The organism is Thermogemmata fonticola (genome assembly GCF_013694095.1).
Taxonomy (GTDB): Bacteria; Planctomycetota; Planctomycetia; order Gemmatales; family Gemmataceae; genus Thermogemmata; species Thermogemmata fonticola.
The window spans coordinates 187,111-205,719 of record NZ_JACEFB010000008.1; the positions used below are offsets into that span (position 1 = coordinate 187,111).

General features: G+C 61.5%; 2 protein-coding genes. Both read right to left on the reverse strand.

Annotated features, from left to right (window positions below):
- Positions 1 to 9 precede the first annotated feature (9 nt).
- Positions 10 to 12,384, reverse strand: coding sequence for an Ig-like domain repeat protein (locus H0921_RS11995; protein ID WP_194538339.1), 12,375 nt, complete (start codon positions 12,382 to 12,384; stop codon positions 10 to 12).
- Positions 12,385 to 12,665: 281 nt separating this feature from the next.
- Complete coding sequence (locus H0921_RS12000; RefSeq protein WP_228499503.1) at positions 12,666 to 18,578, reverse strand: Ig-like domain-containing protein; 5,913 nt, start codon at positions 18,576 to 18,578, stop codon at positions 12,666 to 12,668.
- Positions 18,579 to 18,609 lie beyond the last annotated feature (31 nt).

Sequence of the window (18,609 nt, forward strand, 5' to 3'; positions counted from 1 at the left end):
TAACAGATATCACGTATTTCTTCCGATGGTGAAGTCCCAGGTGACCGTCGTCGCACTCCCCAAATAATTCCCATCCCCATCATACACCGCCCGCACCACATGACGACCCACCGGCAAACCCCGCACCAACACCAAACGCGCCACCCCACGACTGTCCAACAAACCCACACCACGCTCCACACCATCCACTATAAACCGCACCACCCCCCCAGGCACGCCACCTCCCGGCGCCAACGCCACCACCCGCGCCACCAACTCCAAACGACGACCACCCACCCCCGTCGAACGACTCAACTCCACACCCGTCCGACACCGCAACACCACCTGATCATACTCCCCAACACTCCCCAACACATTCCCATCCCCCAAATACTCCGCCTCGATCCGATGTACCCCCACCCCCAAACCACGTACCCGCAACACCGCCACCCCACTACCATCCAACACCGCACTCCCCAACACCACACCCGCCCCAACATCCCGAAACACCACCTGACCCGTCGCCACTCCCACCGACGGACTCAACGCCCGCACCACCGCACGCAACTCCACCTCCCCACCATACCGCGACGGATTCCCCACACCACTCACCTCCACCTCACTCCCCACCGCATTCACCTCATGCAACACCACACCACTCCATACACCCCCCGCAAAATCCACATCCCCCAAATACTCCGCCTCCAACTGATGTACACCCACCCCCAAACTCGTCACCGTCACCACCGCACGCGATACACCCGCCCCCACCCCCACCAACACCCCACGACCCACCTCCACCCCATCCGACACAAAACGCACCACCCCCGTCGGCGTCAACACCGGCGCCGAACCACCATCCACCACCTCCGCCGTCAACGCCAACGGCTCACCATACACCGTCGGACTCCCAGGACTCACCTGCAACACCACACTGCTCCCACGCGTCGCCGGAGGACGTACCTCCTGCTGCAACACCCCACTCACCGACCGTGCATACACCACACTCCCACTGTACCGCGCCACCACATCATGCACCCCTACACCCAAACCCGATACCGTCAACTCCGCACGCGACACCCCGTCCCGCACACGACGCAACACCCCATAACCCAACAAACTCCCATCCGCATAAAACGCCACCGTCCCCGTCGGCGTCAGTGCCCCATCCACCCCATCCCGTACCACCGCCACAAACGTCACCGGCACCCCAACATTCGACGGATTCATACTCGAACGCAACACCACCTGACTCAACCGATCCCCATTCGCCACCACCTCCACCCCCACCAATCCCGACACGCTCCCCCCATAACTCCCATCCCCCATATACTCCGCACGCACCCGATGCACACCCAACGGACCACCCACATGCGACCACAACACCGCACGACCGCTCCCATCCACCACCGCAGACCCCAACACCCGATTCCGCGTCACATCCCGAAACACCACCACCCCCGTCGGCGTCCCAGCTCCCGGAGCCACCACACCCACCTCCGCCTCCAAACGCACCGCCTGCAACGCCACCGCACGACCCGGACGAACAGACAACACCGTCTGAGTACTGGCAGGATTCACCGTCTGGAGGAATGTCCCGGAGCTTTGTGCGAACAGGCTGTCACCATTATAAATCGCAGTGATGGCGACGCTGTTACCCACGGGCAGATCGAAAGGTGCTGTGGTGAACGTTGCCACGCCGCCACTCAGAGTGGCCGTACCCAGAATGGTGCTGCCGAGACGGAAGGTCACCGTACCCGTGGGAACGCCGCTTCCCACTGTCGGCGCGACCGTGGCCCGCAAGGTGACAGGTTGGCCATAGACGCTGGGGTTGGTCAACGAAGTCAGTGTCGTGGTGGTGCCGGTAAGCACCGTGTGGCTGGCTGAAGCGCTGGTGCCATTGAAGTTGCTATCGCCCGCATACGTCACACTGACGGTGCCCGTGCCGAAGGGCAGACTGTTGGCCGGGGCCGTGATACTCGCCTGGCTGACGCCGTTGACAATGGTAATGGCAGCACTGCCCAACGGATTGCCATTGTAGAAGAAGTCAACCGTGCCTGTGGGATTGCCGCCGCCGGGGGACACCGGCTGGATCGTCGCGGTGAATGTCACCGGTTGATCGATCCCCGAAGGATTGAAGGAGGCGGTGATAACAGCACTTGTGCTGGCTTTGTTGACATCCTGGCTGAGGCTGCCGGAGCTGGACGAGTAATTGGTGGATCCAAGGTAGTTGGCGGTAATGGTCAGACCGGTGCCCACAGGGAGTTGGCCCACGGTGGTCGTGTAACTGGCTGCGCCGCTGGCATCGAGCGTGGCGCTCCCCAGCAAAGTGGGACCAAGATAGAACTCCACCGTTCCGGTCGGGACTCCCGCGCCCGGTGACACCGGGGCGACAATAGCCGTGAAGGTCACCGCTTGGCCATAGACCGCCGGATTGGCCGAGCTGGACAAGGTGGTGGTCGTCGCCGCGGGATTGACCGTGTGTGTGATGGTATTGGTGCTGGAGTTGAACTGCGGACTGCCAGTGTACTGGGCCGTAATGGTCAGGTTGCCCACCGGCAGTTGGAAGGCCGTCGTCGTGAAGGTAGCTACGCCTCCTACCAAATTGGCGGTACCGAGCACAGTGCTGCCGAGGAGGAACGTCACTGAACCCGTCGGAGTCCCTGCGCCGGGAGAGACCGGCGAGACTGTCGCTGTGAAGGTAACCGGCTGGCCATAGACGGATGAACCCGGCGACTGAGTCAGATTGATCGCGGTATTGGCCTTGTTGACCTGCTGGGTCAAGCTGGCGGTGCTGGAATTGTAGTTGCTATCGCCCTGATACTCCGCGGTGATGGTCAGCCCCGTGCTGACAGGCAGTTGACCCAGCGTCGTGGTGTAGGTAGCCACACCACTGGCGTTGAGAGTGCCTGTACCCAGGATCAGCGAACCGCGGCGGAACAACACGGTGCCGGTTGGCGTTGCTCCCCCGGTGATGCCGGTCACTGTGGCAGTGAAGGTCACGGGTTGGCCGTACACCGACGGATTGACGGAGGACATGATCGTCGTGGTGCTATTGGCCTTGGTGATGTCGTAGTTGAGCGTGTTGGAGGTGCTGGAGAGGTAATAGGCCGGCGAGCCATCGCCGTTGTACACGGCTGTGAAGGTTTGCGGGCCGGCGGCGGGCGGCGGTGAGAGCGTCCCAGTGTTGAGGGTGGCCACACCGCTGCTGTCCAGCGCCACGGTCGCCAAGAGCGTGCTCCCTTGGTAGAAGCTCACCGTGCCCTGTGGCGGATGGACGGTGCCGCTGATGCGCGGATTGATCACACTGACCACAGTGGCAGTCAGAGTGAAGCCCTGGCCATACGACGGCGGCGAGGAGGGGCCGGTGAGCGTCGTGGTCGTCGGTGCCGCGGTGATATCCACATCCAGAGTCGCACTGGCGGGATTGAACACCTGTTGATTGCTGCTATTCTGGCCGTTGTAGTTGACCGAGAAGTTGTGCGTACCCAGGTCGAGCGGCCCCCACTGTGTGGGATCAAACGCCGCCTGGCCGCTGGAGTCGATCGTCACAGTTTGCGTCTGAACATTCCCATTGGGATCGGTATAGGTGAAGATCACCGAGCCGCTCGGCAGGGGCGCCAATGGTTCAGGGGTGAGGGTGGCGATCACCGTAAATGGCTGGCCGTACACCGGCGAGGTGACTGAAGTCGTCAACTGGATGCTGACATTGGCCAGCTCGCGCGTCAGAACCACCTGGTTGTTGAAGTAATTGGCAACGAATTTGACCCCGCCGATGTAGACAATCGTGGCGCCATTGGCCCCGGTGAGAGTCGGTGTCGTGCTGGGACCGGCGAATTGACCACTGACTGTGCCGCCAGTCGTCTGGATGATGGTAAAGGCATCGCCAACGTTGATGGAATTGGCCGCGGTACCAGTCAGGGTCGCCGAACCCAGATCAATGTTGCCCGTGACGTTGAGCTGATCATGGTTTGCAGGGGACACCAAATCGACCGAGAAGATCGTTTGAGGATTCCAGGCGGTATTCCCCGCACTGAGGGTGCCCACGGTGCTGCCGGAGACGGTGTCGCCCGGTCGGACAGCTCCGCCGCTGCTGGTGACGGTTAGGGCGCCGACGGTGCCCGTCCCTTGCAACGTGCCGCCGTTGATCTGAACGGTGCCGAGCGTGCCGAGAACCTCCACGGTTCCGGCGTCGATGATGGTGCGAGACTGATTGTTGGCGGGTGTGCCGGAGGGGAATTGCAAGGTGCCGCCGCCGACTTTGCGCAGTTCGCCGCTGCCGCTTTGCACGCCGCCGCTGAGAGTCAACAGGCTGCCACTGGCCACATCGATCGTCGAATCGCTCGCCAGGAAGACGGGGCCGTTCCAGGTGTTGTCCCCGGCGAGGTTCCGCAAAGAGCCGGCATTACCCACCACGCTACCATGGAGGGTCAAATGCTTGTTGGCAATTGTCAGGTTGCCGCTGGAGCCATCGAGTTCCAGGGTCGCTCCATCCCAAACTCGGACATTGACGCCGCCGCGCGCCACGAAGGTCGCCATCGCTTCGGCACCGTTGCGGCCAAAGGCGGTCAGCGGCAAATTGGTATTGGCCAATCCGCCGCCAAAGGTGATCGTGTAGGCATAAGCATACCCTTGTTCGCCGCCGATCAAGCCGCGCGAGCCGTTCTGGGTATAGGTGGCGATCTCTTGGCGGGTCACCGTGACCGAACCGCTCAACCCCGCCGCTGCAATCATGCTGGCAATCGCGATTTGGATGTCGAAAGCATTCGGGGCATCATTGGGCTGCCAATTGACGTTCGTCTGCTGGCCGGCAAAGTTGAGGACGATCTGGCCTTCGCGAGCCTCGCTGACGATGACGAGCCGTTGCACCGTCGTCGTGGTCGTACGGTTTCCTAGAGCGCTGCTGTGGGCGGCGCGCAGCGTCCCGGCATAGATCTCCGTCGCTCCGAGGTAGGTGTTGGCACCGGACAGCGTCAGGCGGCCTGGACCGATCTTCTCCAGACCCATTGGAATCGTTACCGACAGCTCACGGATCACACCGCTGAGCGTCAGGGTATCCTGGGGCCGATCGACAGCCACCGACACCACACCCGGCGGCACCGCAATCGGAGCAAAACCGGACAATTCCTGCAAGGTGATATTACCGCTCCAGGTGTTGTTGCCGCTGATGTTGCGGATGGCTCCGGTGCCGAAGATGCCCGTGCCGGAGATGCTCAGATCGGCCCCCACGTTGATCGGCGAGCCGTTGGTGTCCGCCAACTGGATTTGAGCGCCGTTGAGTACAGTCACGGTGTTGCTGCTGCTCAAGGCATTGGAATCTCCGATGCGGAGTGCGCCTTGATACACGTTGACTGGCCCGCCGAGGGAATTGCTCCCTGCCAGAACCAGAGTGCCGAGCAGTTCCTTGTTGAGGGTGAACGACCCGCCGTTGATCGAGCCGCTGCCGGGCAGAAGCGGCGACTGGCCAATCGTCAGGGACGAACCGCTGTCCACACCGATGGTGGCATCGGTCGCCAGGGTCAAGGTGCCGGTATAGGTGTTGTCACCGGCGATGTTGCGCAACGCCCCGGTGAAGTGGCCGTCATAGCCTTGGCCGTGGCCGTTGAGCGTAATGGGTTCCGGTCCCAGATTGGAGCGCAATTGCAGGACGGCGCCGTTGTCCACCGTGGTGCCATTGGTCGTGCGGCCCAAAGCCTGATCGTTATCGACAATCAAGGCACCCTGCACCACGCGTGTCGCACCGCCGTAGATGTTGGTCCCGGAGAGGACCACATCGCCGCCGCCGATCTTACGCAGAGTCGGGCTGTTGGTGGGTGTCAGATCGCTGATCGGGCCATTGAAGTTGATCGAGGCATTGGTGCGCGGGTTGGGCAGATTCGGAATGCCATAGGCGCCCACGGTCACCTGATTGGCCGGGGAAGTGTCGTTGAGGATGACCGGCCCGGCCCAGACCGTCCGGCCGCTCAAGCCGACGACCGAAGCAGCCAAGGGTGCGGCGGCAGTCCAGTTGGTATCCAGGAACATCTGATAGACGCTCCGGCCATAGGTGCCGGCCAGCAGGGTGTTGGTCGTCAGGTTCAGCTCCAGGTCCCGGACCTGAACATTCGGCATGCCGATGCCAAAGCGCTGCCAGCGATTCCCACTGGTAGGACCGCCCCGCAGCACGAAGACGCCGATGTCCGTGCCGACATACACATTGTTGTTGCGCGGATCCACCACCACCTTCCACACGGGCACTGCGGGCAGACCGTTGGCTGTGCCGATCTCATCCCAGTTCTGCCCCGCATCGGTCGAATACCACACCTGGTTCTGACCCAGGAAGCTCCGCACGACATAAACTTCATCCCGATTGCGCGGATTGACGGCGATGTCCACGATTCCGCCGCCGCTCACATCGCCGGTCCGATTCGCCCAGGTTAACCCGCCGTTCTTGGTCAGATAGATGTCGGTACCATCCGTGACGTAGATTGTGTCGGGATCGTAGCTGTTCGACCCTTTATCGGCCACATCGGTGAAGTCAGGGTCCAGGACATAAGCACCCTGCGTTTGGGCAATGGCAATGGCCCGGACCACTCCACCCCGCAACGTGGTCCAAGTAACCCCTTGGTTAAGCGAAACCCGCAACTGACTCCCGCCGACGAGAATGCGCGAAGGGTTGATGGGATCGAGCACCAAGGGCGTATCAATGCTGCCTGTGCTCGAAAGGAGGGAAGTCCAGTTCTGGCCGCCATCCGTGCTCCGATACACGGCATCGGTGGCCCCCACCGATTTGATGATGGCATAGACGTTGTTCGGATTGATCGGATCGACCGCCACACGTCCGGCGCTGGAGCCGAAGACCCGCGGCCAGGTCTGACTGTTGTTGAACTGGGCGACGCCGTTGGACAAGGCTCCGGCATAACCCTGGGACACATCAGTCGGATGGCCCGCCACGCCCAGCACTTGGGCACCGGCCACATTCCCGTTCAGGTTCGTCCAGTTGCTGCCATCCCACCGCCACACGCCGCCATCCGTGCTCACGATAATACGGCCCGCGCTATCACGGGCGATATGGTGCGCCCCAGCATGGGGACCTACGCCATCGGCACCCACGGAGATGTTCGTCCAGGTCCCCCCGCCGTTGGTGGTCATCCAGAGGGTTTGATTCCCCTGGGCATCGATACCTTGGCCGCCAATAAAGGCCGTGTTCGCATCCACCACCAACAAGGCGTTGGAGAAGAAGCCGAGGTTGAACATGTAATTCGGCAGGTTCCCGGTCACGTTCGTCCAGTCCCGCCCGCCATTGGTCGTCCGATACACCGCGCGCAGGGAACCATTCGGATTCGCCACCGCAGCGTACAGGACGATCTGATTGAACCGCCCACTGCCATTGGTGCTGAACAAATTGTTATTGACCGCGGCGCTGATCTTGATCGTGCCGTTGACGGGAGAGGGGGAGGGGGGGTTCCAATTGTTCGTCGAGGTACTCCACTGCTGGAACGTCCCGCGCGGGAAGCCGGTGGTGCGCCCTTGATCCGGCTGGTCATTGCTGCCACCTCCGGGCATGTACGGCTGGGGCGGTGAGGCACTTGAGTTGAAATCGTTGAAAGGCGAGCCGCCTGGATCCCCTACAAACCAGCGGGGTTGATCGGACATGGGGTTCTGGGTCCAGAACACGGCGTTGTTCACATCGCCGCGAGGAGTGCCAAGAGCGGCATAAAGGATGGGAACCTGTGGGCTGCCGCCCCCATTGCTGGGATCCGCATAAACCAGGGCGATGTCGGACCAGACGACATTCGTTTGCGGGAACATCATCCGGTAGTCGTCATCGGGACCGGGTGTGTTCGGAATCTTGGACTGGCCACTCTTGCCGTCAGCAATGCGATAGGCGCCATCCGTCGGAGGAACGGACTGCGGCGTTTCCTTGCTCGACCGCCAGGTGGAGCGTACGTTGGTCAGTAGGAACCAACTCCCCCCGCTGTAACGCCACACTCCCGCGTTCTCAGGCGTGCCGTTGACCGCCACGGCGACATACAGCACGGGATTGTCAACATCCCCCTGATTCGGATCGATGATGATCTTGGTGATCCCCTTGCCGTAGAAGAGCGGGTCCGTATTCGGAAAAACTTGCCAAGTCGCACCGCCATCTGTGGAGCGATAGATGCCGGTACCGTAGAAGGAATCCGGCGAATTATTCGCTTCACCGGTGCCGACGTAGATGTAGTTTGGATTGCGCGGGTCCAGAACAATATGCCCGATGAACATGGCGAAGCGGGGATCGCGCCCCTCTTGCACCGTGGTGACAGTTCCGGCGCTCGCCGTGAGTTGAGGAACGTCGTAGCCAGCAAGTGTACCACCGAAGGTGATGCGGAAGATGACGTTGCCCCCCTGGGTGCGGCGGGTGACCGTCACATTGCCTCCTTGGTCCGCAATTGAAGGCAGGGCGTTGAGGGCGGCTTGGACCTGAGCGGCCGTCGAACTTCCCGAAAGGGTTGGCGTAGTATCGGCTCCGAAAGTCAGCGTGAAGTTTTGGCTGCTCCCCACCGTGACTTCCTGGATTTCCGGGATGGCGTCGAAAATTTGCCGCCAGGTGCGTCCGCCATCGATGGTCTTCCACACGCCGCCGCCGGCTAAGGCCATGTAGATGATGTTGGAATCCCGCGGATCGACGGCGGTGGCGGTAACGCGGCCAATGACGTTGGAGTTACCTGGTGTGGGGCCATTGGTCACCGGAGCCGGGCCGATTTGGAACCATTGCACCGGCAGGTTGGGGACGACACTGGTGCCGCTCCCGTTGACCAAGAGGGGTTCGCCCGCTACGGTGAAGGACCCGGCCAGTTGCAGGGACGCCCCTTGGGCAATGACCGTTCCGCCGCCGCCGCGCCGGGTCTCGCTGATGCTGATGCTGCCGGGACCGGTGGTCACCGCTCCGCTCATGAGCGGCTGGTCGAAACCGCTGAGGCTGCCTCCGAGACTGACGCGGAAGACCCCCGGCGTCAGGGGAGCGACCGTGACCTGGCCGCCGACGGTGGGAGCACCGCCAATCGTGCTCAACGCATTCAAGGCCGCTTGGATCGCCGCCGCATCCGTCGGACCGTCCCCGCTATACAGGATCGGGCTGGTCGTTTGACCGTTGAATGTCAGGGTGAATTGGGTCGTCCCTGCGGTGGCCCCGGTGAGGGTGATGGTTTGCAGTTCCGGGTGTCCCGGCGTTCCGAGGGCGGAACCGCTGCCAATCGTCAGCACCCCTTGATTGATAGAGGTGGTGCCCCCGTAACTGTTGCTTCCCAGCAGATTGAGTACGCCGCCGCCGGTCAGCGTGATTCCGGCATCCGCATTGGGCTGTTCGCTGATGTCTCCTTGGATGGTCAGCCGGGCATTGGGTTCGACCTTGATCGTGACATCGGAGGCCAGCGTGACCGGGCCGCGCCACAGGTGATCCGCCGCTGTCAGCGGAACAGGGCCGAGCGGATCGGTCGCGGGAGACGTGCCCGTCAGAATGGTCAGCGTGGCGGCATTGAAGGTCGGATTGCCGGACCCGTGCAAGACCAAGTTCTTGCCCCAGATTCCCAAACCGTTGAGGACGCCGCCGTTCTGCTCGGTTAGCGAGTTGGCGATTTCCAGAGCCGCGCCGCTTTGCACGGTGACGGTGCCTGTTCCGGGAGCGCCCAAAGCCGTGTCATTCTGCACGAGCAGAACCCCTTCCGCAACCGTCACATCCCCGCGATAGGTGCCGGGCGACTGAATCACCAGGCGCTGCGAACCGAGCTTGAGGAGGCTGCCGATCGTGTTGCCGTTGTCCCACGTGTAGCCGGTCAGCCGCAACTGGGATTGCGGATTCGCCGGGGGTGGCAATTGCTCGACACCGATCCCCGCCGTGCCGTTGAGTCGGATAATCCCGCTCAGCGTGTTGACCCCCGTCAGGTTCAATACCGCGCCGTTTTGATCCAGCTTGTCATACGGATGGCTGATCCCGGAACCCGAAATGATGTAGTTGTGGTTCTCCGTCATGCCGCTGGCACCGCCCCGGATGTGCAGGGCCGCCCCGGAGGAAATCACCACATTTGGGCGCTGGGTGATCGGCAGAGTCGAACTAAACTGGCCGAGAGAGTTGGAGTTTTGGATCGTGATCCAACCGTCCTGGATGTTCGTATCCCCGGAATAGCTGTTGCCCGTGGGCAGAATCAAATGGCCGGGACGGAGCTTGGTCAGCGAGCTGCCGCTAATGTTCCCCGTTACTGTCAGGCTGTAGTCATAGGTGAAGTAATCCGGTCCTGCGGTCGGATGTCCGGGGCGATTGTCCGTTTCCACCCCGATGGAGCCGCCGCCGGTGCCGATACCTCCCGTCCAGCGGTTGATCCCCGTGATGCTGCGCAAGGCCCCCGTGTTGTTCAGGCCATTGCCGGTTATCGACAAGTCATTGGCCACCTGGAGGCCGTAGATGGGGCTGATGGTCACGCTAACGCCGCCGCTCGCCGAGGCCGTGATCAGCGGCTGATTGCTGCCACCCAGCGCACCGTTGAAATTGACGCGGAAGATGGAACCGACCTGCGTGACAGTCACCGAACCGCCGCCCGCCGTGATGGTGGACAAGCTGTTGAGGGCATTCTGAATGTCTGTGGCTGTGGCATTGTAGGCCAGCGGCGCGGTCGTCTGCCCCTTGAAGCTCAGGGTGAAGGTGCCAGAACTGCCGCTGATCGCAATTTCCTGCCCTTGCTGCAAGCCGGGAGCGCGTGAACCCACGACCGAGTCGAAGCCGAGATTGCGGTTGTTGTTCCGCAGGGGGGTGCCATCGATGCCGCTGTCCACTTCCATTTCCAGGGTCGCACCGCCAGCCACCCCGACGGAGCCGGTACCGAGGGCCTTGGAATCGCGGATGTTCAGCGCTCCTGCCAGCACCGTCGTGCCGCCGGTGTAAGTGTTGGCATTGTTTAGGATCACCCGGCCCGGACGCACCTTCTGGAGATTGGGCTGGCGATTCGGATCCGACAGCACGCCGGAAAGGATCAGACTCGACCCTGACTCCGCGCCAATACTGACCGCTCCACTGGCCGGCGACGGACTCCCCAATGTGATGTTGCCGCTCCAGATATTCTGGCCGGCGAGATTGCTCAGAGCACCAATCCCTCCATTCCCTCCATAGCCCGGACCGTTGAGCGTGAGCAACTGATTGTAAACCTGGAAGCCGATGTACGGATTGTTGGTGGGATGGAAGGGCTGATTGGGGTTGAGCAGAATCCCGTTGGGGTCATTGGCTCCGAGAGTACCAGTGAATTCGAGTTGCAAAGTACCAGCGGCACCGGTGATCGAGTTATAGTTGACAATGACACCGGCCTGAGGCGTGTTGTGTTGCGGCGTCCCGAACGTGGCCCCCGCTCCCAAAGACAACGGATCGCGAATCCGCAGGATGCCGTTGTTGATGATGGTTTGTCCCCGGTAGGTATTCCCGCCCACGCGAGAGAAAATGAGCGTGGCTTCCCCTTCCTTGGTCAGGTTGCGACCCGAACCGGTATCCGAGATCAAACCTGTGATGTTCAAAGAAGTGCCTGCCGCTCCGCCGAAGGTGCTGTCGCTGTCCAGGATGATTGGCCCAGCCCAGGTGTTATTGCCAGCAAGGTTGTAGAGCGCGCCGGTCCCCGTCGGGCCGTTGCCGTTGAGACGCAAGCGGGCCGGTATTGCTTGCGCTACGCTCTTGACCTGAAGCTGAGCACCCACATTGACCGTGGTTTCTCCCGCCGTAGGAGCACCAGAAATGACCGTCCCGGTTCCCAAAGCATAGTGATGGGAAACCACTACGATCCCACCGTTATTCGCCAGCACAAATGCCCCGGTATAAGCACTATTATCCCCGCTCAATTCCAGAACGCCGGCTCCGGCCTTGGTCAGCGTTTGCTGGGCGGCCAACGTCGCATTGCTATGCCCGCTCAACTGACCAGAAAGCACCAGGGTCGAACCGCTGTTGACCGTGATCGTTTGTTGGAGCGTCGAAGTAGGCGGAGTCAACCGCAGGTTCGAGGAGATCGTGATCGTCCCCAGGTTGACACCCACCGTAATGGGACCGCTGAGGGTGATCGTCGGAGTGGAGGTCTGGGCGCTGATGGTGTAGCCGCTCGCCGCAATGGTGATCGAATTGAAGGTCGGCGAACCGGTCAGGTTGTACACCGGAGCGCGATTGCTCGTCGGAGCCAGACCACTGAAGACGATGTCATCCCCCGCTTGGGGTGCTCGCCCCAGGTCCCAGTTCTGCGGCGTGCTCCATAGGCTGTTCGAGCCAGCACCCGTCCAGACAATCGTCGCCGGCGTCACGCGGTCCTCCAACCGCTCCACGTGGAGCCGCCGCTGCAACGACTCCGGACGAGACGGACCGCTCCGCCGCTGCCGGAATAACCGTGCGACCCAGTTCAACCTTCGCTTGTTGTGACTCATGGCGCTTCACCCACTATGATACCGGGAATCGTTTTCTGTAGTATGACTATTACGTTAATCTAAACTATGATTCATCCTGCTATGTTATTAACCCCACTCCCTCATCAGGGTTTCGCTATTGTACTCCCTTCATCTCCAGGGTAAGAGATTAAAAGTTTGTGAAAGCTCTGGACGGCAGACCGGATTATGACTCCCTGTCGGCATATACACACTTTGCTATTGTGTGATGGAATCATTTATGGTGATTCTATATTAGGAATTCCGTGAGATTCGACAAGCCATCACGTATTTCGGCCGATGGTGAAGTCCCAGGTGACCGTCGTCGCACTCCCCAAATAATTCCCGTCCCCATCATACACCGCCCGCACCACATGACGACCCACTGACAATCCCCGCACCAACACCAACCGCGCTACCCCACGACCATCCAACACCCCCACTCCCCGCTCCACACCATCCACAATAAACCGCACCACACCACCCGGCACACCACCGCCCGGCGCCAACGCCACCACCCGCGCCACCAACTCCAACCGACGACCCCCCACACCCGTCGAACGACTCAACTCCACACCCGTCCGACACCGCAACACCACCTGATCATACTCCCCAACACTCCCCAACACATTCCCATCCCCCAAATACTCCGCCTCGATCCGATGTACCCCCACCCCCAAACCACGTACCCGCAACACCGCCACCCCACTACCATCCAACACCGCACTCCCCAACACCACACCCGCCCCAACATCCCGAAACACCACCTGACCCGTCGCCACTCCCACCGACGGACTCAACGCCCGCACCACCGCACGCAACTCCACCTCCCCACCATACCGCGACGGATTCCCCACACCACTCACCTCCACCTCACTCCCCACCGCATTCACCTCATGCAACACCACACCACTCCATACACCCCCCGCAAAATCCACATCCCCCAAATACTCCGCCTCCAACTGATGTACACCCACCCCCAAACTCGTCACCGTCACCACCGCACGCGATACACCCGCCCCCACCCCCACCAACACCCCACGACCCACCTCCACCCCATCCGACACAAAACGCACCACCCCCGTCGGCGTCAACACCGGCGCCGAACCACCATCCACCACCTCCGCCGTCAACGCCAACGGCTCACCATACACCGTCGGACTCCCAGGACTCACCTGCAACACCACACTGCTCCCACGCGTCGCCGGAGGACGTACCTCCTGCTGCAACACCCCACTCACCGACCGTGCATACACCACACTCCCACTGTACCGCGCCACCACATCATGCACCCCTACACCCAAACCCGATACCGTCAACTCCGCACGCGACACCCCGTCCCGCACACGACGCAACACCCCATAACCCAACAAACTCCCATCCGCATAAAACGCCACCGTCCCCGTCGGCGTCAGTGCCCCATCCACCCCATCCCGTACCACCGCCACAAACGTCACCGGCACCCCAACATTCGACGGATTCATACTCGAACGCAACACCACCTGACTCAACCGATCCCCATTCGCCACCACCTCCACCCCCACCAATCCCGACACGCTCCCCCCATAACTCCCATCCCCCATATACTCCGCACGCACCCGATGCACACCCAACGGACCCCCCACATGCGACCACAACACCGCACGACCGCTCCCATCCACCACCGCAGACCCCAACACCCGATTCCGCGTCACATCCCGAAACACCACCACCCCCGTCGGCGTCCCAGCTCCCGGAGCCACCACACCCACCTCCGCCTCCAAACGCACCGCCTGCAACGCCACCGCACGACCCGGACGAACAGACAACACCGTCCGCGTGCTGGCAATGTTGACCGTTTGCGTCACGCTGGCACTGCTGGGATCATAGGTGCCATCGCCGGCATAATCCGCCGTGATGACATTCGTTCCGACAGGGAGTTGCCCCACGGTCGTCGTGAAGGTTGCCACACCGCCGCTGAGGGTCGCTGTCCCTAGTACCGTAGCACCCAAGCGGAAGGTGACCGTCCCGGTCGGTGTCGCTCCGCCGACAATACCGGGGGTGACGGTAGCCGTGAATGTCACCGGCTGGCCATAAACGCTCGGATTCGGTGAAGATGTCAGTTGGGTTGTGCTCGAGGCGCTGTTGACGGTGTGCGTCGTGGTCCCGCTGCTGGGAGCGAACGTCCCATCCCCTTGATAATCCGCTGTCAGTGTCAGCGTACCGCCCGGAAGCTGGAAGGCGGTGGTGGTGTAGGTGGCGACGCCGCTGGCGTTAAGCGTCCCTGTCCCCAAAACGGTGGAACCCAAGCGGAAGACGACGGTGCCCGTCGGCGTGCCGCTGGTCGTGGATGTCACCGTGGCGGTCAGCGTCACAGATTGACCATAGTTGGAAGGATTGGGATTCGAGATCAATGTCGTCGTTGTTCCAGTCTCACCTACATTTTGTGTGAATGTCCCACTGCTGCCTAGATAATTAACTGGGAAGCCATCTCCGTTATAGACGGCTACTATGTTATGGGTGCCTACACTCAATGTGGACACCGTGAAGGTGGCCGTGGCACTGACGCCCGCACTAGGAGTCAGGTTCGCTGTACCAAGGAGGGTCGATCCGTCATAGAAACTGACCGTTCCTTCCGGAGGCTGAGTGTTTTGCACCGGTGAACTGACAGCAGTCGTCACTGTGGCCGTGAATGTAATCGCCACTCCAAAGGCAGCTCCACTCGGATGTGAACTGGTTACTGTGGTATTTGTGGGAGCCGCATTGACAGTCACATTGATTGGCCCAGCACTGACCGGTGAGAAAGCCGATTGGCCATTGCTATTGATACCATTGTAACTGGCACTGATGCTGTAGGTGCCCACTTCCAGGGGGCCACCGAAGCCATTGGGCCAATTGGCTGCCGGGTCAAACGTCGCCGTCTTCGTGGCCGGATTGATGGGAATCGTAAAGGTGAAGGTGGTGTTGTTCGGATCGATCACGGTGAAGACGACATTGCCGCTGACATCCAGACTCGGATTTTCCGGTGTGAAGCTGGCAATGATGACACCCGGCCGTCCATAGACGGGATTGGACTCGCTCGCCGCCAGGCTCATGGACACACTGGCCAAGTCCCGCTTGAGGACCACGCGATCGGAGAAATAATTGGCGACGAACTTCTGCCCGCCGACATAGGCGATGGTCGCCGAGGTAGCCCCGGAAATCGTGGGGGAAGTCGAGGCGCCGGCAAATTGGCCGATGACGCTGCCCGTGGTCTGCACAATCGTGAATTCATCGGCAAGGGTCACGTTGGCATCCACAATCCCTGCCAAAGCCGCGCCGTTGAGATTGATGTTGCCGGTGAGTTGGAGCCGGTCGTTGGTGGGCGAGCCGGGATTGGAGAGGTGAACGAAGAAGGTATTGGAGGAGTGAAGCGTGGCGCCGCTACTGGTAAGCGTACCGATCTGCTCGGCTGGGAAGGTGGCACCGGGACTGACCACACTGCCTGGAGCCGGGGTATCAGAGGTGATGGTGCCGACAGTGCCCGTCCCGCTGACAGTACCACCAGCGAGCCGCACGTTGCCGATGGTGCCATCGACCTGAACGGTACCGCCTTCGATGCGGGTGAGCGCTTGGGTGTTGGCCGGGGTGCCCGTCGGGAAAATCAGGGTGCCGGGATCGACCTTGGTCAGGGTCAAACCAGCAGCATTGACGCCACCGTTGAGTGTCAAGGCGGTGGCACTTTCGGCCCCGATAGCGGCCTGCGAGAGCAAGCGCACCGGGCCGTTCCAGGTATTGGCTCCCGCAAGGTTCCGCAGGGCGCCATGACCGCCCACACCAGTCCCGCCGACGAGGGTCAGATGATGGCCGGTGATGGTCATCCCGGCGCTGTTCTGCAATTCCAGCATCGCACCGTTGGCCACGCGGACATCGACGCCTCCCGTGGCGACCACACTGGCCGCTGCTGTCGTGCCATTCTGCCCTAAAGCAGCCAGGGGCAACGTGGTATTGGCGAGGGTGCCGCCGAACACCACGGTGTACAGATAGGCCGTTCCACTCGGCCCCGGCCCGCTGGCGGTGGTCGTCGGAATATCTATGCGGCTGACAGAGGCGATATTCCCGCTGCCGATGGTGCTCAAACCTTCCAAGGCGGTTTGCACATCCCCAGCGGCGGCCCCGAAGGGTATGGGACTGGTGGTTTGGCCGTTGAAGGTCAGGGTGAACGACCCGGTCTGGCCAGGGCTGACCGTCACGATCCGCTGCACGGAAGCCAAACCGCTCCGGTTGCCCAGAGCATTCGCATGCTGAATGTTGAGCACGCCGTGCTGAACTTCCGTCGCCCCGGAATAACTGTTGGCGTTGCGCAAGGACAGCGTGCCCGCTCCGATCTTGGTCAACCCTGTCGGTGCGACTTCGCTGATGGGGCCTTGTAAGGTCAAAGTGTCGCCAGCGTTGGGCACGTTGATCACAATGGCGCCGGCGGGAGTGGTGGGCGGAGAGAAGCCAGGCCGAGCGTCGAAGGTGATGGGGCCGTTCCAGGCGTTATTCCCCGCAACGTTGAGCAGAGCACCCGTTCCAAAGATGCCCGTACCGGAGAGGCTCAGCGGATTGGGAACCTGCACCGGGACCCCCGCGTTCGGCCCGCTGTCCGGAGTGCGGAGCTGGACCTGGGCGCCGTCATACACGGCCACAGTCCCGCCAAGACCGGCCGCCCCGGAATGCTCCAGGCGCAGAGCACCTTGATGAACCGTGAGATTTCCGCTGAACGTCGAAGAATTGTTACTGCTCAGAGTCAAAGTCCCGGTCAATTCCTTAATGACTCCGGTACCTCCTTGAATCGTCCCGGTTCCGTTCAAGCCGGTTTTGCTGCCGATGATCAGTCCCGTGCCGGAGTCCACACCGATCGTGACCGTACCCACCACGGTGAGCGGTCCGGTGTAGGTGTTGGTCCCGCTGATGTTGCGCAGGGCGCCGGTATTGTGGCCGTTGAACCCGCCCGGTATGCCGTGGCCGTTGAGTTGGACCGGTTCCTCCTCCAGATCGGATTTCAGTTGCAAGGCTGCGCCGCTGCGCACGATCGTGTCGACGGAAGAACTGCCCAAAGCATCCTGATTGTTGACCGTCAGGGTTCCTTGCTGGACATCGGTCAATCCGCCGTAGGTATTGGCACCGCTGAGGACCAGATCGCCGCTGCCCTGCTTGGTAAGTGTATGGTTCGCCCCGAAGCTGTGATCGCTGACAATGCCCACGATGTCCAAGCGCGGCTGGACCGAGCCACGACCGACCGGTGTCGGGCCGCCGACAGAAATCGTGGTATGTCCGCTCAGGCGTACCGGGCCAGTCCAGGCTGAACTGCCGCTGAGCACCCGCAAGGCACCCGCATCGCCGGCGTTCTCGTCCAGCGTGATCTGCATGACCCCTCGGCCATAAGTGGCTGCGGTCAGCGTGTTGAGATTTTGGTTCACATCCAGGTCCACGACCTGAACCTGGGGCATGCCCTCGCCGAAACGCTGCCAGGTGGAAGAACCAGCCCGGAGGCGCCACACGCCGTTGTCCGTACCCAAGTAGCGCGACCCATCCCGTGGATCGATGACCAAACGCCAGAAGGGGATATTCGGCAGGTTCGCCGTGATGTCCGTCCAGTTCTGTCCTGCGTCGGTGCTCACAAACACCCGGTTGCCATTGCTCCCGACATTCCCTTGGGTCACCACGTAGACAGTGTCCCGACTGCGGGGATCGACGGCGATGCTGATGATGGAGCCAAACGCTAAGGGCAAGCCAGCCGTGCGATTGACCCACGTGAGGCCGTGATTCTTGGTCACATAAAGGCTGAAAGGACCGGCCACGTAAATCGTATCGGGATCGTATACATCCGCCCCGCGATCCATCACAAGCGGGAAGGCCGGATCAAACGCGTAGTCCCCTTGATACTGGGCAATCGCCACATCGCGGATGTTGCTGATCGGCGCGTTCAGATCCGTGAGGCTGCTTCCCCCATCCAGGGATTCGAAGACACTCCCACCGCTAAAGACAATCCGATTCGGGGCCAGAGGATCGAGCACAAATTGATTCGCAAAGGGAGTCGAAGATAGGAGCGTCCAGTTCTGGCCGCCGTCCGTCGATTTGAACAACCGACCATTGCGGACCTGGTAGGCGATGTTCGGATTGATCGGATCGAAGCGAATGCGGCCGACATCGCCGGAGCTAACACTTGTCCAGACCTGGCTGCCCGTGTACAAGGCCGTCCCGTTCTGATGGGTACCTGCCAGG

Coding starts and splice junctions, on each gene's coding strand:
- H0921_RS11995 (WP_194538339.1), bottom strand. CDS start 12,384: ATGAGTCACAACAAGCGAAGGTTGAACTGGGTCGCACGGTTATTCCGG.